This window comes from Pseudomonas sp. B16120, from assembly GCF_044218845.1.
GTDB classification, from domain to species: Bacteria; Pseudomonadota; Gammaproteobacteria; order Pseudomonadales; family Pseudomonadaceae; genus Aquipseudomonas; species Aquipseudomonas paracarnis.
The window spans coordinates 2362244-2384879 of the sequence record NZ_CP162588.1 but is presented as its reverse complement, the minus strand read 5'-3'; the positions used below and the strand labels follow the sequence as shown (position 1 = coordinate 2384879).

Genomic DNA, 22636 nt, shown 5'->3' with positions numbered 1-22636 from the left:
CAGCCACTCATGTGCAAGTTGACACGCCGCCATCGCAGGCAAGCCAGCTCCCACCGTTTAATCCGTGTGCGTCAGCGGGATTCACCGAGCAACAAGCCCTGCTCCCGCGCGCACAACCCCACTACATAATCCCACAACACCCGCAACCGCACCGACTTGTGCAGCTCCCGGCGCGAGCTGATCCAATAGCTGCGCTGAATGCCCTCTGCCGGCAACAACGGCACCAACGCCTCATCGCCAGCTGCCATGAAACACGGCAACACCGCAATGCCCAACCCCGAACGCGCCGCCTGGTGCTGGGCGATCACGCTGGTGCTGTGGAACACCACCTTGGGGCTACGGCAGAAGCTGTTGAGGAACTTCAGTTCCTGGCTGAACAGCAAGTCATCGACATAATCGATCCAGGCATGGGCAGCGAGGTCTTCACGTTTTTCGATGGGCGGGTTACGCGCCAGATAGGCACGGCTGGCGTACAGCGCCAGGCGATAATCGGTGAGTTTGCGCGTCACCAGTTGGTCGGCGCTGGGGCGTTCCAAGTGAATGCTGATCTCCGCCTCGCGGTTGAGGATGCTGACAAAGCGCGGCACCGCGACCAGCTCCACCTCCAACCCTGGGTAGCGTTCAAATAGCCCGCCCATGCGTGCGGCCAGAAACATCACGCCCAGGCCTTCGGCTACGCCGAGGCGGATCTTGCCCAGGGGCGCAGCAGAATGGGTGAGTTCATCTTCAGCCAGCAGTGCCACATTTTCCATAGCCTCGGCATGCTTGAGCAGCGCTTCGCCGGCGGGCGTCAGTTCATAGCCCTGGGCGTGCTGCACAAACAGCGCAGTGCCGAGGCTTTTCTCGATGGCGTCGATGTGCCGCGCCACGGTGGCATGCGTGGTTTTCAGGCGTTGGGCGGCGGTGAGCAGGCGGCCACTGCGCTGCAACTCGAGAAAAAACCGCAGGTCATTCCAGTCGAACATATCGCCTCCAGAGCCTGGGCCAGCCGGCGTTGTTTAAAAACGCACAGCGGGTGGGTAAAAACTAACATTTTTAAGACGAAAACTAACAACTAGGATGGGCCCAATAAGAAAAACAAGCGAGACCCCAGATGCCCAATGCAACTGCTGAATACGATTACATCGTCGTCGGCGCCGGCCCTGCCGGATGCCTGCTGGCCAATCGTCTGTCCGCCAACCCGGCTCACCGTGTCCTGCTGCTGGAAGCCGGTGGCCGCGACAACTACCCCTGGATCCATATCCCCGTCGGCTACCTGTTCTGCATCGGCAACCCACGCACCGATTGGTGCTTCAAGACCCAACCCCAAGCCGGCCTGCAGGGACGCGCCTTGAGTTACCCTCGCGGCAAAGTGCTGGGCGGCTGCTCGTCCATCAACGGCATGATCTACATGCGCGGCCAGGCCCAGGACTACGATGGCTGGGCGGCGGCGGGCAACGCGGGCTGGGCTTGGAAAGACGTACTGCCGCTGTTCAAACAGAGCGAAAACCATTTTGCCGGCGGCTCTGAATTCCACAGCGAGGGCGGCGAGTGGCGCGTCGAGCAACAGCGCCTGTCGTGGCCGATCCTCGATGCGTTTCGTGAGGCGGCGGCTCAAAGCGGCATCGCCAATATCAATGACTTCAACCAGGGCGACAACGAGGGCTGTGGCTATTTCCAGGTCAACCAGAAAGCCGGTGTGCGCTGGAATGCGGCCAAGGCGTTTCTCAAGCCGATCCGCCAGCGCCCTAACCTCACCGTGCTGACTGAGGTAGAGGTTGAGCGTGTGCTACTGGAGAACGGGCGTGCTTGCCAGGTACTGGGGCGTCAACACGGCCAGTCGATGAGCTGGAAGGCGCGCAAGGAGATTGTGCTGTGCGCCGGCTCCGTGGGTTCACCGGGGATTCTGCAACGCTCAGGGATCGGCCCTTCCCATGTGCTCAAGCCGCTGGGTATCAACGTGGTGCACGAGCTGCCAGGGGTTGGTGGCAACCTGCAAGATCACCTGCAACTGCGCCTGATCTACAAGCTGGAAAATGCCCGCACCCTGAACCAGATCGCCGGTACCTTGTGGGGCAAGATGGGCATGGGCCTGCGCTACCTGTACGACCGCAGCGGCCCGCTGTCGATGGCGCCCAGCCAGCTTGGCGCGTTTGCCCGCTCCGGCCCGGAGCAGACCTCGGCCAACCTGCAATACCATGTGCAGCCACTGTCCCTGGAACGCTTTGGCGAACCGTTGCACGGCTTCCCGGCATTTACCGCGTCGGTCTGCGACCTGCGCCCGCAAAGTCGCGGCCGGGTGGATATCCGTTCGACCAACCCGGCGGATGCGCCGCTGATACAGCCTAATTACCTCAGCCACCCCGAAGACTTGCGTGTAGCGGCCGACGCTATTCGCCTGACCCGGCGCATCGTCGCCGCTCCGGCCCTGAGCCAGTTCAAACCGGTGGAATACCTGCCCGGCGAAGCCCTGCAAACTGAAGAACAACTGCACGAGGCCGCTGCACGGATCGGCACCACGATTTTCCATCCGGTGGGCACCTGCCGCATGGGCGATGACAAAGACGCCGTGGTCGACAGCCAGCTGCGCGTACACGGCATTCCCGGCCTGCGCATTGCCGATGCGTCGATCATGCCGCGCATCACCTCCGGCAATACCTGCTCACCCACGCTGATGATCGCGGAGAAGGCCGCACAGCTGATTCTGTCACCCAACACTGCAGGAGCGAGCTTGCTCGCGAAAAACCCACCAGCACCGCGCACCACAGGGCACCCCGCGTAATCATTAACGCTATATGAAGTTGAAAAACACCGGCGCCGAGGTTGGCGCCGACAGTGGAAAAACAATAAATAATCACTGTGAGGGACACCCGATGTCAGAACATGCTCAACCCCTGGGCTCGGCGGCCAGTGCAAGTACCGCCAACGAATCAAGAAAGGTCATCTTCGCCTCCTCTTTGGGGACGGTGTTCGAGTGGTATGACTTTTTCCTCTACGGCGCCCTGGCGGCGGTGATCAGCAAGCAGTTCTTCGCCGGGGTCAACGACACCACGGCGTTTATCTTTGCCTTGATGGCTTTCGCCGCAGGCTTTGTGGTGCGGCCATTCGGAGCGCTGGTGTTCGGCCGGCTGGGCGATATGATCGGGCGCAAGTACACCTTCCTCGTGACCATCATCCTGATGGGCGTGGCAACCTTCTGCGTCGGGTTGCTGCCGACCTACGCCAGCATCGGCATTGCCGCACCGATCATCCTCATTGTGCTGCGCATGCTGCAGGGCCTGGCGCTGGGCGGTGAGTACGGCGGCGCCGCTACCTACGTGGCCGAGCATGCGCCACCGGGCAAGCGCGGCCTGCACACCAGCTGGATTCAGTCCACCGCCACCCTCGGCCTGCTGCTGTCGCTGCTGGTGGTGCTGGCCTGCCGTTACTTCACCGGCGATCAGTTCGAGGTGTGGGGCTGGCGCATTCCGTTCCTGTTTTCCATCGTGCTGCTGGGCATCTCGACCTGGATCCGCATGAGCCTGCACGAATCGCCCGCCTTCTTGAAGATGAAAGAGGAAGGCAAGGCCTGCAAGGCGCCGATTCGCGAGTCCTTCGGCAAGTGGGAAAACCTCAAGGTGGTGCTGATCGCGCTGTTCAGCATCAACGGCGGGCAGGCGGTGACCTTCTACGCAGCGCAGTTTTATGTGCTGTTCTTCCTCACCCAGTTCCTGCGCATGGACCCAGCCCTGGCCAATATGCTGTTGATCATCAGCGTGGTGATCGGCGCACCGTTCTTTATCCTGTTTGGCTGGCTATCGGACAAGGTCGGGCGCAAGCCGGTGCTGATGCTCGGCCTGCTGTTGGCGACCGCGCTGTACTTCCCGATCTTCAAGGGCCTGGCGCACTACACCAACCCCGCAATGGACCAGGCCAGCCAACAGGCGCCGATCACCGTACTGGCCGACCCGGCCACCTGCACCTTCCAGTTCGACCCGGTGGGCAAGGCACGTTTTGACAGCCCCTGCGACAAGGTCAAGACCTTCCTGGTCAAACAGGGGCTGCCCTACAGCAGCGCCGCCGCCCCTGCGGGCAGCCCGGTGCAAGTGAGCGTCGGCGATGTGCGTATCGACGGTTTTGATGAAGCGGCCCTGCGTGGCGCCGTGGCCCTGGCCGGTTACCCGTCATCGGCGGATGTGGCCCAGGTCAACAAGCTGATGGTGGTGGTGCTGATCGTGGTGCTGATCTTCATCGCCGCCATGTGCTACGGGCCCTTGGCGGCGTTGATGGTGGAGCTGTTTCCGACGCGCATCCGCTACACCTCGATGTCCCTGCCCTACCACATCGGTAACGGCTGGTTTGGCGGGTTCCTGCCCACTGTATCGTTTGCCCTGGTGGTGTACACCGGCGATATCTTCTATGGGTTGTGGTACCCGGTGGTGGTGACGGGCGTGAGCCTGATCGTCGGGTTGTTCTGCCTCAAGGAAACCCGGCATGTGGATATCGAAAAAAACTGATACCTCTCCCTTGTAGGAGCTCGCTCGCGAAGAACCTGAGAGCAACGCGGGGCACCAGGCGCCCCGCGTCATCGTTAACGACCTTCGCGAGCAAGCTCGCTCCTACAGCGACGTATGGCACTCACACAAATTGCTGTACATCCATACAGATAATGGTTGCTCAAACCCCTTCAAATAAGCATCCTGCAAGGCATCAACCCGATCTGATGTGATGACCATGCGGCTGTACCTCTGTGAAAAACCCTCCCAGGCCAAGGATATCGCGGCTGTGCTTGGCGCCAGCCACCGTGGCGATGGGTGCTGGCTGGGTAATGGAGTCACGGTCACCTGGTGCATCGGCCACCTGCTGGAAACCGCCCCGCCCGACGCCTACGACGCCAAATACAAACGCTGGGTGCTGGCCGACCTGCCGATCGTCCCGGAAAAATGGAAGATGCTGGTCAAGCCCAAGACCGCCAGCCAATACAAGGCCATCAAGCGCTTGCTGGGCGAAGCCCAGGAACTGGTGATCGCCACCGACGCCGACCGTGAAGGCGAGATGATCGCCCGTGAACTGGTAGAACACTGCCGCTACCGCGGGCCGATCCAGCGGCTGTGGTTGTCGGCGCTCGACGACGCCTCCATTCGCAAGGCCCTGGCGGCGCTCAAACCCGGTGCAGAAACCTTCAGCCTGTATCATTCGGCCCTGGGGCGCTCGCGTGCCGACTGGCTGATCGGCATGAACATGAGCCGCCTGTTTACCCTGCTGGGGCGCCAATCCGGTTACCAGGGCGTGCTGCCGGTAGGCCGCGTGCAAACCCCGACCCTGCGCCTGGTGGTGGACCGTGATCGCAGCATTGCCGACTTCGTGCCGGTGGCCTATTGGGCCATTGATATCGACCTGCGCCACGAGCACATGACCTTCACCGCCCAATGGCGCGCCCCTGACGATGCCTGTGACGACCAGGGCCGTTGCCTCAACCCGCAACTGGCGCGGGACGCCGCCGACGCCATGCTCAACGCCGCCACGGCGCGACTGGTGAAGCTGCGTACCGAGCGCATGCGCGAAGTGGCGCCCCTGCCCTTCGACCTCGGCACCTTGCAGGAGATCTGTTCGAAGAAGCTCGGCCTGGGCGCCCAGGAAACCCTGGACATCGCTCAATCCCTGTACGAAACCCACAAGGCCATCACCTACCCGCGCAGCGATTGCGGCTACCTGCCGTTGAGCCAGCACAGTGAAGCGCCGAAGATTCTTGCGGCGCTGGGCCGTGCGGACACGGCGGTCAACGAGCTGATGTCGCACATCGACCCTCGGCGCCGTTCGCGGGCCTGGAACGACGCGAAAGTCAGCGCCCACCACGGCATCATCCCCACCGGAGCCGGTAAGGAGGTCAGCCAACTGACCGGCAAGCACCGTGCGGTCTATACGCTGATTCGTGCGCGCTACCTGGCGCAGTTCCTGCCCAACCATGAATACGACCGCACCCAGGCCGATTTCGACTGTGCCGGCCACGCGTTGCGCGCGGTGGGCAAAGTCATCATCGAGCCGGGCTGGAAACGCGCCTTGCCCGAAGCGCTGGCACCCGCCAAAGGTCGCGAAGCGCCTGCGCCCCAAGCGTTGCCGACGCTGGTGCAGGGCCACGACTACGCCGTGGCCAAGGTCAACCTCAAGGACCTATGGACCCAGCCGCCCAAGCCCTTTACTGAAGGCGACCTGATCAAGGCCATGAAAAACGTCGCCAAGCTGGTGGAGGACCCGTTGCTTAAGCAAAAACTCAAGGACACCACTGGCATCGGCACCGAGGCCACCCGCGCCGGGATCATCCAGGGCTTGCTGGACCGCGGTTATCTGGTGAAAAACGGCAAGGCCCTGTCGGCAACCCCGGCCGCGTTCAGCCTGATTGACGCAGTGCCCCGCGCCATCGCCGACCCCGGCACCACCGCCATCTGGGAACAGGCGCTGGACATGGTGCAAAGCGGCGAAATGAGCCTGGAGGAATTCGTCGCCAAGCAAGCGGCGTGGATGAGCAAGCAGGTGGCACGCTGTAACGGCATGCGCATGACTATCACTGGCCCCGCCAGCCCGGCTGGACGAGGTGCAACGCCTTGGAAAAAGAAACGCAAGGCCGCCCCGCGCAAGGCCGGCGCCAGCCCCAAACGCGGGAAAAAGCCGGTAAATGCGGGATAGATACCGAAAAAAACCGGCACATGACGTTTTTCGACAGGTTTAACGCCGCATTGGCCCTTGCTCCGGCGAGTTCGGTCTAGGATTCTGTAGGGGATCTGGACTACCAACAACAACACCGGAGTGGCCGCCATGAAGACCGTTGCACAACTGCTGAAAGCCAAGGATCAGAAAAACCAGGACGTCCACACGATCAAATGGGACCACACCGTGTTTGAAGCGCTGGTGCGGATGTCCGAGAAAAACGTCGGTGCCTTGCCAGTGGTCAAGGATGACGTGGTGGTCGGCATCATCAGTGAACGGGATTACGCGCGCAAAATCATGCTCAAGGGCCTCTCATCGGTCACCACCAAGGTCCATGAGGTGATGAGCTCGCCGGTGATCACGGTGGATACTCACAAGAGTGTCGAGGCATGCATGAACATCATGACCGACAGTCACCTGCGCCACCTGCCGGTGGTCGAAGACGGCAAACTGCTGGGCCTGCTGTCCATCGGTGACCTGGTCAAGGAAGCGATTGCCGAACAAGCGGCCTTGATCCAGCAACTGGAACAATACATCCGCGGCGAATAGGGGGAACCCATGCTCGACACGCTGGACCATCAGGAAGATCACCTCGACACCCTGCACCGGGCCATGACCGGCCGGCGTTTCCTGGTGCTGACCGGCGCAGGGATCAGTACATCTTCAGGTATCCCGGATTACCGGGACGGGGAAGGTGTACGCCGGGGCAAGCCACCGATGATGTACCAGGAATTCCTCGCCACTCCCGAGGCGCGGCGCCGCTACTGGGCGCGGGCGATGCTGGGGTGGCCACGGGTGCGCATTGCCCAGCCGAACAAGGCCCACCTGGCGCTCGCGACGCTGCAGCACCGTGGCCACATCAGCGGGCTGATTACGCAGAACGTCGACACCCTGCATGACCAGGCCGGCAGCCAGGGTGTGATCGAGCTGCATGGCAGCTTGCATCGGGTGCTGTGCCTGGATTGCCAATTGCGTAGCGAGCGCGACGTGATCCAGCGGCAGATGGAGGTCGATAACCCGCACATGGCACAGGTTCATGCGGTGCAAGCGCCGGATGGCGACACCTTGCTCGATCCGGCCTTTGAACAGCGCTTCCAGGTACCCCGCTGCCCACATTGCAATGGCGAACGGCTGAAACCGGATGTGGTGTTCTTTGGCGAGAACGTCGCACCAGCGACGGCGCTCAAGGCAATGACGGCGGTAGAGCATGCCGAAGGACTGTTGGTGGTGGGGTCATCGCTGATGGCCTATTCGGCGTTTCGCCTGTGCAAGGCGATGGTCGATCAGGGTAAGCCGGTGATCGCCATCAACCTGGGCAAGACTCGGGGTGATGAGCTGTTGCAGGTGAAGATCCAGGCCTCGTGCGAGCGGCTATTACCCTTGCTGTCCGAGAGATTGAGATAGCGACGCATCAACATGTGGGAGCTGGCTTGCCTGCGATAGCAGTGTGTCAGGCGAACATGTACTCACTGACACATCGCCATCGCAGGCAAGCCAGCTCCCACAGGGGATCTGCGTAAACTCGCCACCAAAACCCTGCGACCCACCGCACAGAAAATGACGCCCAAGTCACGTTTTCGCGCATTCCCCCGTCCCCGCGGCAATTTATGTAGTGAGCAAAAATAATCACTACATAACCGTTGACGTAACCTTTTTGTCCTTGCATGATCTAGACGTCTCTCGGATCGAGAGCGTTGGTAACAAGCGTTTTGAACAGGCTCGTCTGACCGCCGAGCTGTTTTTCCGGATGTGCACTGCCCACAAGGCAGATTGATGAAGCTGACCGGCCCCGGAAGGGACAGGTACAAGGCGCTCAAACGCGGCTTGTCTTCGTGATCAGAGCATTGCGTAGCAGTCCATCAGCAAGACTACATGCATCAGCTTCAAGACCCTGCCCGTATTCGGCAGCCCGTCGCTGACGCCCGGTTTTAGTGACCGGAGACAACTTACTGGTATTAACGAATCAACTGATAGATCGCCAACTGGTCAAGGGGCTTACACATGAATCTGAACAACCAACCCACTATCGATGAATTGGCTGAGATGTTCGCAGCGCAGAAAGACACACTCGACGACCATATCCTGTGGATTGGCAAATCGGGCGAAGTGCAAATTGACTGCCTGGCGCCCCATACCGAAGAAGCCGAGTTTGACCGCAATAACCGTGAGCTGGCGGCGCGCCTGAAGATGTACCGCCGCGGCCAGGGTTATGTCGGCAAGAAGGCCGCCGCTGATCGCAACTTTATCGAGCAAGTGTTCGACACACTTAACAATGCCTGGGCGTCTTTCAAAGACAGCTCGCAAGTTAAAGTGATCGACCGTTACTACTGAGTAGTACTTAATTAATGTGGGCGCTGGCTTGCCAGCGCCCACATTTGTATTTACCGGTTTAGAAACTTGGAAACCTGCCCTTCCCCGCTTCATCCCGAAAGATATCAAACAACACTTGCGCCGCCGCAGACAGTTCATGCCCCGGCTTGGTCAGCACCCCAATCGGCCGCTCGATCACCGGGCCGGTCAAGGTAATGCAATGGGCTCCGGCCTCTTCCATCTGCCTGGCGCATAACGCCGGCACCGCGCTAACCCCCAAACCGCTGGCAACCATCTTGCCCACCGTCGCCAGTTGATGGCTTTCCAAGGCCACGGGCAATTTCATCTGCAAGGCACCCAGGTGTTCTTCCAGCATTACTCGCACGGTGGAAGGTCGTTGCAGGGTGATGAACGGCTGTTCCAATAGAGCTTTCCAGTCGATTTCAGCGCGCTGTGCCAAGGCTGAATCTCCCGGGACCACGGCGATAAAGCGGTCCAGGTACAGCGGCGTGAACGCCAATGACGAGCCATCTGATGGCTCGAACGCCACCCCCAGCTCCACCTGACGGTCGCGCACCATCTCCAGCACCTGCTCATTGATCAGGTCATGCACCGTCACGTTCACCTGAGGGTAACGGGCGCGGAATATCTTCAGGATGGGCGGCAGCAGGTTGCCAGCAAACGATGGCATCGCTGCCACCGTGACACGCCCCCGTTGCAAGGTAAAACGCTGGCGCAGTTCGTCCTCAGCGTTGTCCCAGTCGGCAATCAACCGGCGGGCCAGGGGTAACAGGGACTCACCTTCAGGGGTCAGCGCGACGTTACGGGTATTACGGCTGAACAGGCGCCCGCCCAAGCCTTCTTCCAGGCCCTTGATGGTCAAGCTCAACGCCGACTGGGAGAGGTGCAAACGCTCGCAGGCAGCGGCAAAACTCAGACTCTGAGCAACAGCGAGAAAGGCACGCATCTGTTTAACGGTCATGACGCAGCTCCGGACGACGACTGGACTATGCTGTTTTTTAAATCAATCAACCTTAAAAAACAACTTAACAAATCAATCCGCTGGCGCAACACTCAACTCACTGGCTGGACCACAAACAATAAAAGAGGTGCATATGGCAGGTTTCGATAAACGCGTGGCGTCCTATGAAGAAGCGCTGGCGGGCCTGGAAGACGGCATGACCGTGCTCTCCGGTGGTTTTGGCCTGTGTGGCATTCCGGAAAACCTCATTGCCGAAATCAAGCGCAAAGGTACCCGCGACCTGACGGTGGTCTCCAACAACTGTGGCGTCGATGGCTTCGGCCTGGGTGTGCTGCTGGAACAGAAGCAGATCAGCAAAGTGATCGCTTCCTACGTGGGTGAAAACGCCCTCTTCGAGAAACAACTGCTCAGCGGCGAGATTGAGGTGGTGCTTACCCCTCAAGGCACCCTGGCAGAAAAAATGCGCGCAGGCGGTGCCGGCATTCCGGCCTTCTTTACCGCCACTGGCGTCGGCACCCCCGTTGCCGAAGGCAAGGAAACCCGCGAATTCAAGGGCCGCCCGTATCTGATGGAAGAGTCCATCACCGGCGACTTTGCCATCGTCAAAGGCTGGAAAGCCGACCACTTCGGTAACGTTATCTACCGTCACACCGCCCAGAACTTCAACCCGCTGGCCGCCACCGCCGGCAAGATCACCGTGGTCGAAGTCGAGGAAATCGTCGAACCGGGCGAGCTGGACCCGGCGCAGATCCACACCCCTGGCATCTACGTCGACCGGATCATCTGCGGCACCTTCGAAAAGCGCATTGAACAGCGCACCGTCCGCAAATAATCCCCGTCCAGAACAATAAGAGGAAACAATCATGGCGCTTACCCGCGAACAAATGGCTCAACGCGTTGCCCGCGAGATGCAGGACGGTTACTACGTCAACCTCGGTATCGGCATTCCGACCCTGGTGGCCAACTACATCCCCGACGGCATGGAAGTGATGCTGCAATCGGAAAACGGCCTGCTTGGCATGGGCCCGTTCCCGACCGAAGAAACCATCGACGCCGACATGATCAACGCCGGCAAGCAGACCGTCACCGCACGCATCGGCGCCTCGATCTTCTCCTCCGCCGAGTCGTTCGCGATGATTCGCGGTGGGCATGTCGACCTCACCGTACTGGGCGCATTCGAAGTGGACGTACAGGGCAACATCGCTTCGTGGATGATCCCCGGCAAACTGGTCAAGGGCATGGGCGGTGCCATGGACCTGGTGGCCGGCGCAGAAAACATCATTGTGATCATGACTCACGCATCCAAAGACGGTGAGTCCAAGTTGCTCAGCCAATGCAGCCTGCCGCTGACCGGTGCCAACTGCATCAAGCGTGTGCTCACGGACCTGGCGTACCTGGAAATCGAAAATGGCGCTTTTGTCCTCAAGGAACGCGCACCTGGCGTCAGCGTTGAAGAGATTGTGAGCAAGACCGCCGGTAAACTGATCGTCCCGGACCACGTTCCAGAAATGCACTTCCAGTGAGGACAGATTCCATGCAAGACGTCGTGATTGTTGCTGCCACCCGCACCGCCGTGGGCAGCTTCCAAGGTTCGCTGGCGAACATTCCGGCCCCGGAACTGGGCGCCGCCGTGATCCGTCGCCTGCTGGAGCAGACCGGCCTGGACCCGGCGCAAGTGGATGAAGTGATCCTCGGCCAGGTGCTCACCGCAGGCAGCGGCCAGAACCCGGCACGCCAGGCTTCGATCCTTGCCGGCCTGCCCCACGCCGTGCCGAGCCTGACCCTGAACAAGGTCTGCGGTTCGGGCCTCAAGGCTTTGCACCTGGGCGCTCAGGCCATTCGTTGCGGCGACGCCGAGGTGATCATTGCCGGTGGCATGGAGAACATGAGCCTGGCCCCGTACGTATTACCTGCCGCACGCACCGGGTTGCGCATGGGCCACGCGAAGATGATCGACAGCATGATCACCGACGGCCTGTGGGATGCGTTCAACGATTACCACATGGGCATCACCGCCGAGAACCTGGTGGACAAGTACGGCATCAGCCGCGAAGCCCAGGACGCCTTTGCCGCCGCCTCCCAGCAAAAAGCCGCCGCCGCTATCGAAGCCGGGCGCTTTGCCGATGAGATCACGCCAATCCTGATTCCCCAGCGCAAAGGCGACCCGGTGGCCTTCGCGGTGGACGAACAACCCCGCGCCGGCACCACCGCCGAATCCCTGGCCAAGCTCAAGCCTGCGTTCAAGAAAGACGGCAGCGTCACCGCCGGCAACGCCTCCAGCCTGAACGACGGCGCTGCGGCCGTGCTGCTGATGAGCGCCGACAAAGCCAAGGCTCTCGGCCTGCCCGTACTGGCGCGTATCGCCAGCTACGCCAACGCGGGCGTCGACCCGGCCATCATGGGCATCGGCCCGGTCTCGGCCACCCGCCGCTGCCTGGACAAGGCCGGCTGGCAGTTGGCTGATCTAGACCTGATCGAAGCCAACGAAGCCTTCGCCGCGCAATCCCTGGCGGTGGGCAAAGAGCTGGAATGGGACGCGCAGAAGGTCAACGTCAACGGCGGCGCCATCGCCATCGGCCACCCGATCGGTGCTTCAGGCTGCCGCGTACTGGTGACCCTGCTGCACGAAATGATCAAGCGCGATGCCAAGAAAGGCTTGGCAACGCTGTGCATCGGCGGCGGCCAAGGCGTGGCCCTGGCGCTCGAACGCAACTGAACCGGATCGCGGTTGTGGCGAGGGAGCTTGCTCCCGTTGGGCTGCGTAGCGGCCCCCATGCCAATAAGAGCAACACAGAAAAGGCCCGGCTCCACGAAAAGCCAGGCCTTTTCTTTTATCGATATCCCCTGAATGAACTCGATAAAAATGTGGGAGCTGGCTTGCCTGCGATAGCGGTCTATCAGTCAGATCATTGCTAACTGACACACCCCTATCGCAGGCAAGCCAGCTCCCACATTTGATCTCACTGCCTGTCAGCTTGCGGCACCGCAAACACCGCGCTCGCCCGCAGCACCACGCGCTCCTCCACTTGCAAACTCAGCGTGGCGAACGCCATCTGCCGTCCTCGCTTATGGCTTTCCAGACGCACCACCATCCACTCCCCTACCTGCACGGCGCCCAGGTAATCCACGGTCATGCTGGCGGTAATCAACGGCAACGGCGGCTCACTGGAAAACGCCATGGCGTACCCCATGCCGATATCGGCCAGCGTCGCCAGCACCCCGCCGTGCACCGTACCTCGCCCATTGGCGTGGCGATGATCGGCGCGCAGGCCGACTTCCAATTGCAAACCTTCGCCACGGCAATACGCCGGGCCGAGCAGTTCCAGCAACGGGCTGCTGCGCGGCAATGGGACAAAGCCTTGGGGGACGGTCTGAGCGTTCATGGCGGATGCTTCCCTGGTGTGAGGCTTGAGGTGTACGCCAGCCTCGACCCGGCAGCCACCACCATCAGCCGGGCAAATCCCGGGCAATGCTTTGCGTTAATGGGCCAGACCCGCTTTAATCTCGGCCAATTTCTCCTGCACATTTCAAGGAAACGCCATGCGCCACCTGGACGGCAACTCCCACCCGCTTCGCGCGCCGCTGTTGATCTTGCTTGCTGGCCTGGCCTTGGCCGGTTGTTCCCCCAAGGACCACTCTCGCGCCACGGTCATCAATGGCGAACAGGGCAAGGCCGGGGCGCAACTGGCCTATGAGCATGAATTGACCCTGGCCCTGCCCGGCGTCCTGCTTGCGCCGCGTATGCAGGCCACTCGTGAGGCGTGTGAAACGGCGCGCTTTGGTGCCTGCAATATCCTTGGCATTACCGAAGACGGCCAAGGTGGCCAGATCATCCTGCGGATCGCGCCCACGGGTGTGGAGCCGATGGTCGCCCTGGCGGCCGAAGGCGGTAAGCTCGGCCAGCGCATCACCACTGCCGAAGACCTGGCCGATGCCGTGGCGGATGTACGCCGCCGCCAGGACCGCCTGCAAGCTCAGCAGCAACGCCTCGATGAACTGGCCAAGCGCAAGGACATCACCGTCAGCGATCTGATCGTCCTGAGCAAAGAGCAAGCCGGCATTGAAAACGAGCTGCAGGAACTGGCTCAGGTTGCCGCCGGCCAGCAACGCCGCCTCGACACCAACCGCGTGACCTTGAACTTCCGTTCCTCGGACGGCGCCAACCAGGTGTCAAGGTTCACCCGGATGTTCAGCAACCTGGGAGACAACCTGGTGAACGGCACCGCAGACGCCCTGGAACGTGCCAGCTATGTGCTGCCCTTCGTGATCCTGGCGTTCCCGGTGGTGTGGTTGTGGGTGGGCTTGTGGCGCCGGTTCGTCAAGCGTCGCGGTTGATCAGCGCTTCATGCAGCGCTGGTAACGCTCATCCACGCGCTTGGCAAACCAGGCCGTGGTCAGGTTGCGGGTGATCTTCGGGCTCTTGAGCACAATACCCGGCAGGATCGCCCGAGGCAGCGGCTTGCCGGCCGCCTGGTCGGCCAGGCTGAAAACGCGCTTGTACAAGGTGGTGTCCTCGAAATCCAACTGCTCGCCCTGCTCCAGTTGGCTGCGGATGCTCGGGTTGCGCATATCCAACTTCGCCCCCAGTGAACGCACCGCCAGCTCGGTGGTGCCGGGCAGCAATGAGCCATAGCGGATCAAATCCCCATCCAGCGCCAGCTCTTTGCCTGAAACACGACTGACTGCAGCCTGGAACGCGGCATTGCGGCTGGCGTACCAACCGGCGTTGAAATCGGCAAAGCGGTACAGCGGCTGGTCGTAGCTCACCGGGTAGCCGAGCAAGTGGGCGATGCCGAAGTACATGCCGCCGCGACGGGTAAACACTTCGCGGCGAATCGTACCGTCCACCGTGTAGGGATAACCCCGCGCCTGTTTCTGCGCAAAGTCGATACTGACCTGCATGGGGCCTGCAGTGTGTACCGGGTTGAACCCGCCAAACAGCGTATTGCCCAAGGGCACCATGCTGATGAAGTCGTCGAAGATGCCGCTCAAATCCCTTTCCGTACGGGCGGCATTCAAACGATCGGCGTAGGTTTTGCCGGTGGGCGAGCGCAGTTGCAAGGTGCTGCGCACCACGAATGCCGGCACATGCACCTTGGCGGCGCGGCTCAGGATTTCATCCTGGGCGATCTTGCCCATGCCCGGCACCGGCGGGTCGACCTGATAGGTGGACTCCTGCTCGGTCACCGCCAATACCGCACAGATGTTTTCGGTGCTGGGGTAGATTTTCTGGGTGTCGAAGGCGGTGTAGATGTCCTGGGCCCAACCGTTGCGGTCCGACACCTTGGCCGGCAGCAGGCGCACGATCTGCGCCTTCACCTCGGCTTCACTGCGCTCGGGCTGCTGGGGGCCACGGGAAGTGGAGCAACCGGCCAGTACCCACAACGGAATAAGGCAGAACAGCAGACGGGTTGAATACATGAGGCTTCCTTGGTTAACGACGGGCCGGGCAGTGCTGATATCGACAGGTAAGTCTAACCGGGGTTCGTCGGCATGCCGAACCCAGTGCCTGGCAGTAACTGAAACATCCCACACCACTGCCGGATAAGCTCTACTCCTCACCCCGGCAAACCTCTGCAAAGTCCCTCGCCTGATCAAACAGTGCGAGGGAATGCAGATGGTTTTTTTCGTGACGCGTGCGGTTGACGGGGCCGCCACTTGAACCCGGCCATTGGCAGGCTGGCGCTGACGCCAATGAACGTGGAAACGGTCGACGTCGAGGGCGTCTTCCGTGACTTTCGCGATTGCTTGAACACCTTTGACGATTGGGCCAAAAGCTTTTGGAGCTTCTCCGCGCTGGACGTCGAACAGGTGTTCAAGGTCGGGGATGACGTCGCGCTGGTTGCCCCGATCAATCGCTCCCTGTTTCCCAGCAGCACCGTCGCCACCTGCCAGGCCACGGGTACCTTGACCCTGGTGCATATGTTCCAGAGCACGAGGTTCGTACCCATCGGCAACACCCCGGTGATCGTGCAACGCGTTGATCCAAACGGCGGCCCGCTGGGCGAGCCCCTCCATAAGACCATCGGCTCGAGTGGCATCCTCGAAGTCACCGAGTGTGATCGCAACCAGCAATACCGGGTGAGTTTCTACCCCAACGTTTCCCAGGATCACCTCAAAGCACTGTATGCGTCCTACCAGTCAGTGATCGCAGCGTTGGAAGCCCGGCTGCGCAAAGAGTGGACCGACACCTTCCAGGCCCAGTGGAAAAATTATGCAGACGCCCGCCCGCTTGAGCGGCGCCGCTTGCTGGAAGCGGCTTTTGCCAGTGGGTTAGGCAAAGCGCTTTACAGCCTGTGGGACAACATTGGCGAGCTGTCTGCGCTGCTGGCGGACCTCAAGCCCAACAGCGAAAAACTGCTGCAATACCTTTCTCAAACCGAGCTCGATGAACTGCTGACACTGGGCAGTGATGCGATAGCCCAAGGCTTGTTGGTGCTCAGTGATGAGCCGCTGCTGTTTATCTACCTGTCGGCGCTGGTCAGCTGGATGCGCATGCTCCCGCCACCGGAGATGGCTGAACTGTGGGGTGAGATTACCGGTGAGGTGCTGATCAATCTGCTGCTGATTCGCGTGTTGGGTGCGATGGGCGTGATGGTGCGATTGGGGGCTCGTGTGCTCAGTCACGTCAAATCCGGGCGGGCGCGGGCGTTGTTGGAATTGCTGGCCAAGCAAGTAGTGGGGCCTCGGCTGGAAACCCATGTGGAGGCCGCCAAGCCGGTGTTGCTGAGCAGTGCGGCGACGCCGATTAAGACGGTGCCGGCTGTGCCGTTGAAGGCGGGCGACACGCTGGTTTCGAACCCGGTGCCGATGGTGCGCGGCAAGGCCCAGCGCACCACGTTGGTTCGTCAGGAGCCTGTCGATGATGTGCCGGCCATGGCGTCGAATCCGAAGGGCGATGCGGCGGCGCCTGCGGATAAAACGGTCACCCATGGTTGCCCGGTGTCGATGGTCACCGGCGAGGAGTTGCTGACCCTTACCGACGGCGCGCTGGATGGGATCTTGCCGTTTGAGTGGACGCGGCTGTATCGCACTAGCGCGGTGGAGGTCGATTGTGGGTTGGGGTTTGGTTGGAGCCATGCGCTGGCCCATCGGCTGGTGGTGTCGGGCGATTCGGTGGTGTGGACCGATCATGAGAACCGCCATACGCAGTTTCCATTGCCCAGCGACTCTCGACCCGCAATCACCAATAGCCTGGCGGAAGCGGCGATCTATTTGGGTTCGGCGCCTGACGAGTTGGTGCTGGCCCAAGCGTCACGGTTCTATCACTTTCGCGACGGTGTACTGACTGCGATCAGCGATGCGTATGACAACCGTCTACGCATTTGCCGTGATCGTTCCGGGCGGATTGAGCGGCTGGATAACGGCGCGGGTCGCTCGTTGCTGTTGCGTTATGAGCTGGATCGCATCGTTGCGGTGGACTACCAAGTACATCGTGCCAAAGGGCGAGAGCCCTACGTGTGGGAGACCGAGCAGAACCTTGTTTCCTACGCCTATGACGAACACGGACGACTGGTCTGCGCGACCAATGCTGTCGGGGAAAGCGAGCGTTATCGCTACGACGATCAGCACGTCATTCTTGAGCGCCAACTGGCCGGTGGGGCGAGTTTCTTCTGGGAATGGGAACGCGCGGGCAAGGCGGCGCGCTGCGTCCGGCATTGGGCAAATTTTTCGCAGATGGACACGCGTTACGCCTGGGGGGATGACGGGCGTGTCACGGTGCATAACGCCGATGGTAGCCAGGAGGTGTATGTCCATGATCAGCGGGCGCGGCTGGTACAGAGGATTGATCCGGATGGTGCCACGCATTTCAAATCCTACGACGACCAGGGCCGGCTGACCGTCGAGCAAGACCCTATGGGCGCGGTGACGGCCTATCAATATGACGACGCCGGACGCTTGGTGGCGCTGTTTCCGGGGGAGGATGAGCCGACATCCTACGAGCATGACAATGGGTTCGTACGAGTTGTGCGCCGTGGTGAGGCGGTCTGGAAATATGAGCGTAATGAGCAAGGCGATGTAACGCGTAGGGCCGATCCCGATGGTGAGGTTACTGACTACAGCTACAACAAACAGGGACAACTGACCGGTGTTTGGTATCCCGACAGCAGTTGCCATCGGCTGGTGTGGAACGAGCGTGGGCAGTTGCTTGAAGAGCAATTGCCCAACGGCGGGATCAAGCGTTATCGCTATGACGATCTAGGCCGGCAGATTGCGCGTGAGGATGAGCATGGGGCTCAAACTCAATATCAATGGGATGCCGTCGGGCGTCTGCTAAAGCTGATCGAGCCCGGTGGTGGTTGTAGGGAATTCAGCTACAACCCCTACGGCAAAATCATCGCCGAACGCGACGAACTCGGCCACGTCACCGGCTACGAATACGCAGACGGCCTGCACCTGATCAGCCGCCGGCTCAACGCCGACGGCACCCAAGTCAAGTACCGCTACGACAACGCCCGGCTGCTGCTCACCGAGATCGAAAACGAAGCCGGCGAAACCTACCAACTCGACTATCACCCCAACGGCCTGATCCGCCAGGAAACCGGCTTCGACGGCCAGCGCACCGCGTATGCCTACGACCTCAACGGCAACCTGCTGGAGAAGACCGAATACGGCGACGATAACAGTCAGCTAATCACCCGTTATCAGCGCGACCACGCCGGGCGCCTCGTACAAAAAACCCTGCCCGATGCCAGCGTTGTCGACTATACCTACGACCGCCAAGGCAACCTCCTCAGCGCCGAAGACGGCCACTGGGCGCTGGCCTACGAATACGACCGCCAAAACCGCCTCACCGCCGAACACCAAGGCTGGGGCACCCTGCGCTACGGCTACGACGCCTGCGGCCAGCTGAAAAACCTGTGCCTGCCAGACAACAACCGCGTCACTTTCAACCACGACAAAGGCGGCCACCTCGCCACCGTCGAACTCAACGGTGAAGTGCTTACCTCACATCTATTCAACAGCGGCCGCGAACATCAGCGCCAGCAAGGCCAACTGCTCAGCCACTACCACTACGATGACCAACACCGCCTGCACGCCCACGCGGTGACCCAACAGCAAAACCACCTCTACCAACGCCAATACGACTACGACAAATCCGGCAACCTCACCCGCCTGCTCGACACCCGCAAAGGCGAACACCTTTACCGCTACGACCCGCTTAATCGCCTGACCCGCGCCGACCACTCCCATGACGTACAGGAACGCTTCGGCCACAACCCGGCGGGCAACCTGCTCATGCAAGACCGCCCCGGCCCCGACATCGTCGCCGCGAATCGTCTGATGATCCAGGGCGACCGCCACTACGACTACGACGCCTTCGGCAACCTCATCCGCGAACGACGCGGCAAAAGCCAGCAACTCGTTACTGAGTACCGCTACGACTGCCAGCATCGGTTAATCAGCATCACAAAACCGAACGGCGAAACCGCCAGCTATCGCTATGACCCATTTGGACGCCGCATCAGCAAAACCGTGGGCGACAAAACCACCGAGTTTTTCTGGCAAGGCGACAAGCTGATTGCCGAACATCATGCAGAGCGCCATCGCAGCTACCTCTACGAGCCCGGCAGCTTCCGCCCATTGGCACTATTGGACGGTTTCGGCCCAAAAGAAACCAAGCCCTACCACTACCAACTCGACCACCTCGGCACCCCGCAGGAACTGACCAGCCCCGAAGGCGAAATCGTCTGGTCCGCCCACTACCGCGCCTACGGCCAGATCGCCCGGCTCGACGTGGGCAAAGTCGACAATCCACTGCGGTTTCAAGGCCAGTATTTCGATGCAGAAAGCGGCCTGCACTACAACCGCCATCGCTACTACAATCCGGATATTGGTCGCTACCTGACACCGGACCCGGTGAAGTTAGCCGGTGGGATCAACGGGTACCAGTATGTGCCCAATCCTACTGGATGGGTGGATCCGCTAGGACTCAGTAAATGCCCCGGCAAATGCGGCTCCATTGAAGGCGTTGAAGATTCGACAACCAGCGCAAAAACCAAAGACAGCCAGCCGGCGCTGCCTGCACCTGATGAAATTGAGTGGACAGCTCATGGCTATAAGCACAGCCCTTCAAAGAAAATGCCTTGGAAAGATATTTTGGCAACAACTAAGTCTGGTCCTGCAAAGTACAAGCCAGGTATAAATATTGAAAATATAGAAAGAGAAGCCTATAAAAATGGCAGAACGACTACCAATGGAAAGCCGTGGAAAGTGATGGAGTATCCTGAGACCATTGGCGCTAGCGAAGGAGTATCCAGCCGCTGGATACGCATTGAATTGAGTGCGAAAACAATTCACGGCCACCCTATTTCAGAGCAAGAATTTCGGAGATTAACTAAATGATCTCGTTAGATTTCCTACAAGGCAAAATCACTTACGACGAGCTATCGACGTTGCAGGACTCAGGGATTGAACATCAAGCCCACAACCTGAAGGAGGATATGCTTCAGGTGGAGTATCCAGACGGCTTCCTCATTGACGTAGGTTGGTACCCTTCATTCGATGCAAAAGGACACTTCCAAATCAAGGTTGTCAAAGACTATGAATGGGACTATCCCACCTTAACGCTTACCGCGCAGTCAATTGGGGCGCTAAGCAAACTACTACTGCTCGCTCAAATATCGATTAACACAGAACTTCAAAAAAACACCGCGTCGTTGATTGCTTGATACCATCCAATGAAGCGCTACCTCTCAAGTTTGCACCTGTGACGAGCAAGCTCGCCACAGGTTCAGCGACGCCCTTAAATCCCCGCCACCGCCAAATCCATCGCAAAATACGTAAATATCAAATCCGCCCCCGCCCGCTTGATCGACCCCAACGTCTCGCGCACCACTCGATCCTCATCAATCGCCCCGGCCTGTGCGCCGAACTTGATCATCGCGTACTCACCGCTCACCTGGTACGCCGCCACCGGCAGGCGCGAGGCTTCGCGGATGTCGCGGATGATGTCGAGGTAGGCACCGGCAGGCTTGACCATCAGCGCATCAGCGCCTTCCTGTTCGTCCAGCAGCGATTCGCGCACGGCTTCGCGGCGGTTCATCGGGTTCATCTGGTAGCTTTTGCGGTCGCCCTTGAGCGCGCTGCCGCCGGCTTCTCGGAAGGGGCCGTAAAGGGCCGAGGCGAATTTGGTGGAGTAGGCCATGATCGGGATGTGGGTGAAGCCGGCGTCATCCAGGGCGCGGCGGATGGCCTGGACCTGGCCGTCCATCGCCGCTGAAGGGGCGATCACGTCGGCGCCGGCGCGGGCGGCGGCCACGGCTTGTTTGCCGAGGTTGACCAGGGTCGCGTCGTTGTCGACATGGGCACCGTGCATCACACCGCAGTGACCGTGGTCGGTGTATTCGCAGAAGCAGGTGTCGGACATCACGATCATTTCCGGCACGGCGTCCTTGATGATCGAGGACATGCGCGAAACCAGGCCGCGTTCTTTCCACGTGTCGCTGCCGCTGGCGTCGAGGTGGTGGGACACACCGAAGGTCATCACCGACTTGATGCCAGCGCGGGCGTAACGCTCGATCTCACCGGCGAGTTTTTTCTCAGGAATGCGCAACACACCCGGCATGCTGGTGATGGGCACGAAGTCGTCGATTTCTTCTTCGACGAAAATCGGCAGTACCAAGTCGTTGAGGGTGAATTCGCTTTCCTGGAACAGGCCACGCAATTCCGGGGAGCGGCGCAGGCGACGTGGACGGGCTTGGGGGAACTGGCTGGTCATGGCAATCCTGAAAAATGGCTGAACACTTTGGGGCGAAAGCTTATGCCCCCAAGTCCCGGCAACACAAATGCCGAGGGGCCAATAGTGTATTGCCGGGTGCGTAACAATTCATTGATCTAAAGCTGTAGACGCCCTTCGATGCACAACGCTACGGCGCCGCCCACCCAGATTTCATCGCCCTGGCGCTCGATATGAATACGCCCCGCTCGCCCAATCGCCGTGCCTTGGCTGACCACGTAACGGCTGGGCGCCAGGCCCTCGGCGAGCAGCCACTGGGCCACGCCGGCATTCAAGCTGCCGGTGGCCGGGTCTTCGGCGGCGCCATCGCCAGCGACAAAAGCGCGCACTTCAAAGTGCGCGTCCACCGCATCACGCGTCGGATCACAGGGGGCGATCACCCCTACGGCCAGACCCAGCAGTTGCGCATAGTCCGGTTGCAACGCAAGCACCGCGTCACGATCCGCCAGCATCACCGCCAGCCAACCCGCACCATTGTCGACCCACTGGCTGCGCACAATCGCCTCGGGCGCCAGCTTCAAAGCCAGGCGCACGCGCTCCAGCAACGGCGCCTCCACGGGCCCTGCACGCAACAATGGCGGCGCGATAAACGCCAGTTGGTCACCCTGGCGACGAATACGCACCAAGCCGATTTCGCACTCCTGGATAATCTCCTCCCCACGTGGCACGCCGCCAGCCTGCAACCAGGCGTGGCAACTGCCCAAGGTCGGATGCCCGGCGAACGGCAGCTCTTTGAGGGTGGTGAAGATTCTTACCCGATAGTCAGCACGTGGGTCGCGCGGCGTCAGTAAAAACGTGGTTTCGCTGAGGTTGGTCCAATTGGCAAAGTCCGCCATCTGCTGGTCGGTGAAGCTATCGGCCCCCAGCACCACGGCCAAGGGGTTGCCTTTGAGCGGCACGCTGCTGAATACATCCAGTTGTTGAAAATCGAAAGTCGACAT

General features: G+C 60.6%; 18 protein-coding genes. 12 read left to right on the top strand and 6 right to left on the bottom strand.

The genetic code is table 11. From position 1 onward, the window contains the following. Window positions 1-71: 71 nt before the first annotated feature. Entirely contained in the window at window positions 72-965 is an 894-nt protein-coding gene (locus AB4P90_RS11350) for a LysR family transcriptional regulator (protein ID WP_014717977.1), read from the bottom strand. A gap of 128 nt (window positions 966-1093) precedes the next feature. Between AB4P90_RS11350 and AB4P90_RS11345 the strand changes: the two genes are divergently transcribed. From AB4P90_RS11345 to AB4P90_RS11320, 6 genes are all read left to right on the top strand, one after another. After that, window positions 1094-2761 carry a GMC family oxidoreductase gene (locus AB4P90_RS11345; protein ID WP_014717976.1) on the top strand — a complete coding sequence of 556 codons (1668 nt, stop codon included), beginning with the start codon at window positions 1094-1096 and terminating at the stop codon, window positions 2759-2761. Between the two features lie 91 nt (window positions 2762-2852). Further along, complete coding sequence (locus AB4P90_RS11340; RefSeq protein ID WP_019821419.1) at window positions 2853-4475, top strand: MFS transporter; 1623 nt, start codon at window positions 2853-2855, stop codon at window positions 4473-4475. Window positions 4476-4692: 217 nt separating this feature from the next. Further along, window positions 4693-6642, top strand: coding sequence for a DNA topoisomerase III (locus AB4P90_RS11335; protein WP_395605897.1), 1950 nt, complete (start codon window positions 4693-4695; stop codon window positions 6640-6642). A gap of 129 nt (window positions 6643-6771) precedes the next feature. Beyond that, window positions 6772-7212 (top strand): CBS domain-containing protein, encoded by a 441-nt coding sequence (locus tag AB4P90_RS11330; protein WP_014717973.1) that lies wholly within the window; start codon window positions 6772-6774, stop codon window positions 7210-7212. Between the two features lie 9 nt (window positions 7213-7221). Continuing rightward, on the top strand, window positions 7222-8067 hold the full coding sequence (locus tag AB4P90_RS11325) for an NAD-dependent protein deacetylase (RefSeq protein WP_020303181.1): 846 nt from the start codon (window positions 7222-7224) through the stop codon (window positions 8065-8067). A gap of 597 nt (window positions 8068-8664) precedes the next feature. Further along, window positions 8665-8994: a hypothetical protein gene (locus tag AB4P90_RS11320; RefSeq protein ID WP_003190335.1), complete on the top strand. Its 330-nt coding sequence runs from the start codon at window positions 8665-8667 to the stop codon at window positions 8992-8994. Window positions 8995-9052: 58 nt separating this feature from the next. On the opposite strand, the gene AB4P90_RS11315 is transcribed toward AB4P90_RS11320, so the two are convergent. After that, window positions 9053-9955 carry a LysR family transcriptional regulator gene (locus AB4P90_RS11315; RefSeq protein ID WP_056787687.1) on the bottom strand — a complete coding sequence of 301 codons (903 nt, stop codon included), beginning with the start codon at window positions 9953-9955 and terminating at the stop codon, window positions 9053-9055. Window positions 9956-10088: 133 nt separating this feature from the next. On the opposite strand from AB4P90_RS11315, the gene AB4P90_RS11310 reads away from it, so the two are divergent. From AB4P90_RS11310 to AB4P90_RS11300, 3 genes are read left to right on the top strand one after another with little or no spacing between them, the layout of a single operon-like run. Further along, a complete protein-coding gene (locus AB4P90_RS11310) occupies window positions 10089-10787 on the top strand; it encodes a CoA transferase subunit A (RefSeq protein WP_003190329.1) in 699 nt (232 codons plus the stop codon). A gap of 31 nt (window positions 10788-10818) precedes the next feature. Further along, window positions 10819-11478, top strand: a complete 660-nt coding sequence (locus tag AB4P90_RS11305; RefSeq protein ID WP_005786928.1) for a CoA transferase subunit B — start codon at window positions 10819-10821, stop codon at window positions 11476-11478. A gap of 11 nt (window positions 11479-11489) precedes the next feature. Then, entirely contained in the window at window positions 11490-12671 is a 1182-nt protein-coding gene (locus AB4P90_RS11300) for an acetyl-CoA C-acetyltransferase (protein WP_003190325.1), read from the top strand. Window positions 12672-12915: 244 nt separating this feature from the next. Here the strand turns inward: AB4P90_RS11300 and AB4P90_RS11295 are convergent, their stop codons facing one another. Then, entirely contained in the window at window positions 12916-13338 is a 423-nt protein-coding gene (locus AB4P90_RS11295) for a PaaI family thioesterase (protein ID WP_014717969.1), read from the bottom strand. 157 nt (window positions 13339-13495) lie between these two features. Between AB4P90_RS11295 and AB4P90_RS11290 the strand changes: the two genes are divergently transcribed. Then, the gene (locus AB4P90_RS11290) at window positions 13496-14290 is read left to right on the top strand and encodes a DUF4349 domain-containing protein (RefSeq protein WP_020303178.1); all 795 of its coding nucleotides are present in this window, start codon (window positions 13496-13498) and stop codon (window positions 14288-14290) included. Here the strand turns inward: AB4P90_RS11290 and AB4P90_RS11285 are convergent, their stop codons facing one another. Continuing rightward, window positions 14291-15376, bottom strand: coding sequence for a DUF1615 domain-containing protein (locus AB4P90_RS11285; RefSeq protein WP_395605896.1), 1086 nt, complete (start codon window positions 15374-15376; stop codon window positions 14291-14293). It abuts the gene before it with no gap. A 273-nt stretch (window positions 15377-15649) separates the two neighbouring features. On the opposite strand from AB4P90_RS11285, the gene AB4P90_RS11280 reads away from it, so the two are divergent. Then, a complete protein-coding gene (locus tag AB4P90_RS11280) occupies window positions 15650-20302 on the top strand; it encodes an RHS repeat-associated core domain-containing protein (RefSeq protein ID WP_395605895.1) in 4653 nt (1550 codons plus the stop codon). Continuing rightward, window positions 20299-20628, top strand: coding sequence for a hypothetical protein (locus AB4P90_RS11275; protein WP_020302050.1), 330 nt, complete (start codon window positions 20299-20301; stop codon window positions 20626-20628). The genes AB4P90_RS11280 and AB4P90_RS11275 overlap by 4 nt, the downstream gene beginning before the upstream one ends. A gap of 74 nt (window positions 20629-20702) precedes the next feature. Here the strand turns inward: AB4P90_RS11275 and hemB are convergent, their stop codons facing one another. Both hemB and AB4P90_RS11265 read right to left on the bottom strand, forming a co-directional pair. After that, entirely contained in the window at window positions 20703-21677 is a 975-nt protein-coding gene (gene hemB / locus AB4P90_RS11270; protein ID WP_019817510.1) for a porphobilinogen synthase, read from the bottom strand. Between the two features lie 116 nt (window positions 21678-21793). Further along, window positions 21794-22636 carry a PhzF family phenazine biosynthesis protein gene (locus AB4P90_RS11265; RefSeq protein WP_014717964.1) on the bottom strand — a complete coding sequence of 281 codons (843 nt, stop codon included), beginning with the start codon at window positions 22634-22636 and terminating at the stop codon, window positions 21794-21796.

Bases quoted from the DNA above. Each gene is read 5' to 3' on its own strand.
- AB4P90_RS11275 (WP_020302050.1), top strand. From the start codon at position 20,299: ATGATCTCGTTAGATTTCCTACAAGGCAAAATCACTTACGACGAGCTA.
- AB4P90_RS11350 (WP_014717977.1), bottom strand. From the start codon at position 965: ATGTTCGACTGGAATGACCTGCGGTTTTTTCTCGAGTTGCAGCGCAGT.
- AB4P90_RS11265 (WP_014717964.1), bottom strand. From the start codon at position 22,636: ATGTCGACTTTCGATTTTCAACAACTGGATGTATTCAGCAGCGTGCCG.
- AB4P90_RS11290 (WP_020303178.1), top strand. From the start codon at position 13,496: ATGCGCCACCTGGACGGCAACTCCCACCCGCTTCGCGCGCCGCTGTTG.
- AB4P90_RS11330 (WP_014717973.1), top strand. From the start codon at position 6,772: ATGAAGACCGTTGCACAACTGCTGAAAGCCAAGGATCAGAAAAACCAG.
- AB4P90_RS11335 (WP_395605897.1), top strand. From the start codon at position 4,693: ATGCGGCTGTACCTCTGTGAAAAACCCTCCCAGGCCAAGGATATCGCG.
- hemB (WP_019817510.1), bottom strand. From the start codon at position 21,677: ATGACCAGCCAGTTCCCCCAAGCCCGTCCACGTCGCCTGCGCCGCTCC.
- AB4P90_RS11320 (WP_003190335.1), top strand. From the start codon at position 8,665: ATGAATCTGAACAACCAACCCACTATCGATGAATTGGCTGAGATGTTC.
- AB4P90_RS11345 (WP_014717976.1), top strand. From the start codon at position 1,094: ATGCCCAATGCAACTGCTGAATACGATTACATCGTCGTCGGCGCCGGC.
- AB4P90_RS11305 (WP_005786928.1), top strand. From the start codon at position 10,819: ATGGCGCTTACCCGCGAACAAATGGCTCAACGCGTTGCCCGCGAGATG.
- AB4P90_RS11300 (WP_003190325.1), top strand. From the start codon at position 11,490: ATGCAAGACGTCGTGATTGTTGCTGCCACCCGCACCGCCGTGGGCAGC.
- AB4P90_RS11285 (WP_395605896.1), bottom strand. From the start codon at position 15,376: ATGTATTCAACCCGTCTGCTGTTCTGCCTTATTCCGTTGTGGGTACTG.
- AB4P90_RS11315 (WP_056787687.1), bottom strand. From the start codon at position 9,955: ATGACCGTTAAACAGATGCGTGCCTTTCTCGCTGTTGCTCAGAGTCTG.
- AB4P90_RS11310 (WP_003190329.1), top strand. From the start codon at position 10,089: ATGGCAGGTTTCGATAAACGCGTGGCGTCCTATGAAGAAGCGCTGGCG.
- AB4P90_RS11325 (WP_020303181.1), top strand. From the start codon at position 7,222: ATGCTCGACACGCTGGACCATCAGGAAGATCACCTCGACACCCTGCAC.
- AB4P90_RS11280 (WP_395605895.1), top strand. From the start codon at position 15,650: ATGAACGTGGAAACGGTCGACGTCGAGGGCGTCTTCCGTGACTTTCGC.
- AB4P90_RS11295 (WP_014717969.1), bottom strand. From the start codon at position 13,338: ATGAACGCTCAGACCGTCCCCCAAGGCTTTGTCCCATTGCCGCGCAGC.
- AB4P90_RS11340 (WP_019821419.1), top strand. From the start codon at position 2,853: ATGTCAGAACATGCTCAACCCCTGGGCTCGGCGGCCAGTGCAAGTACC.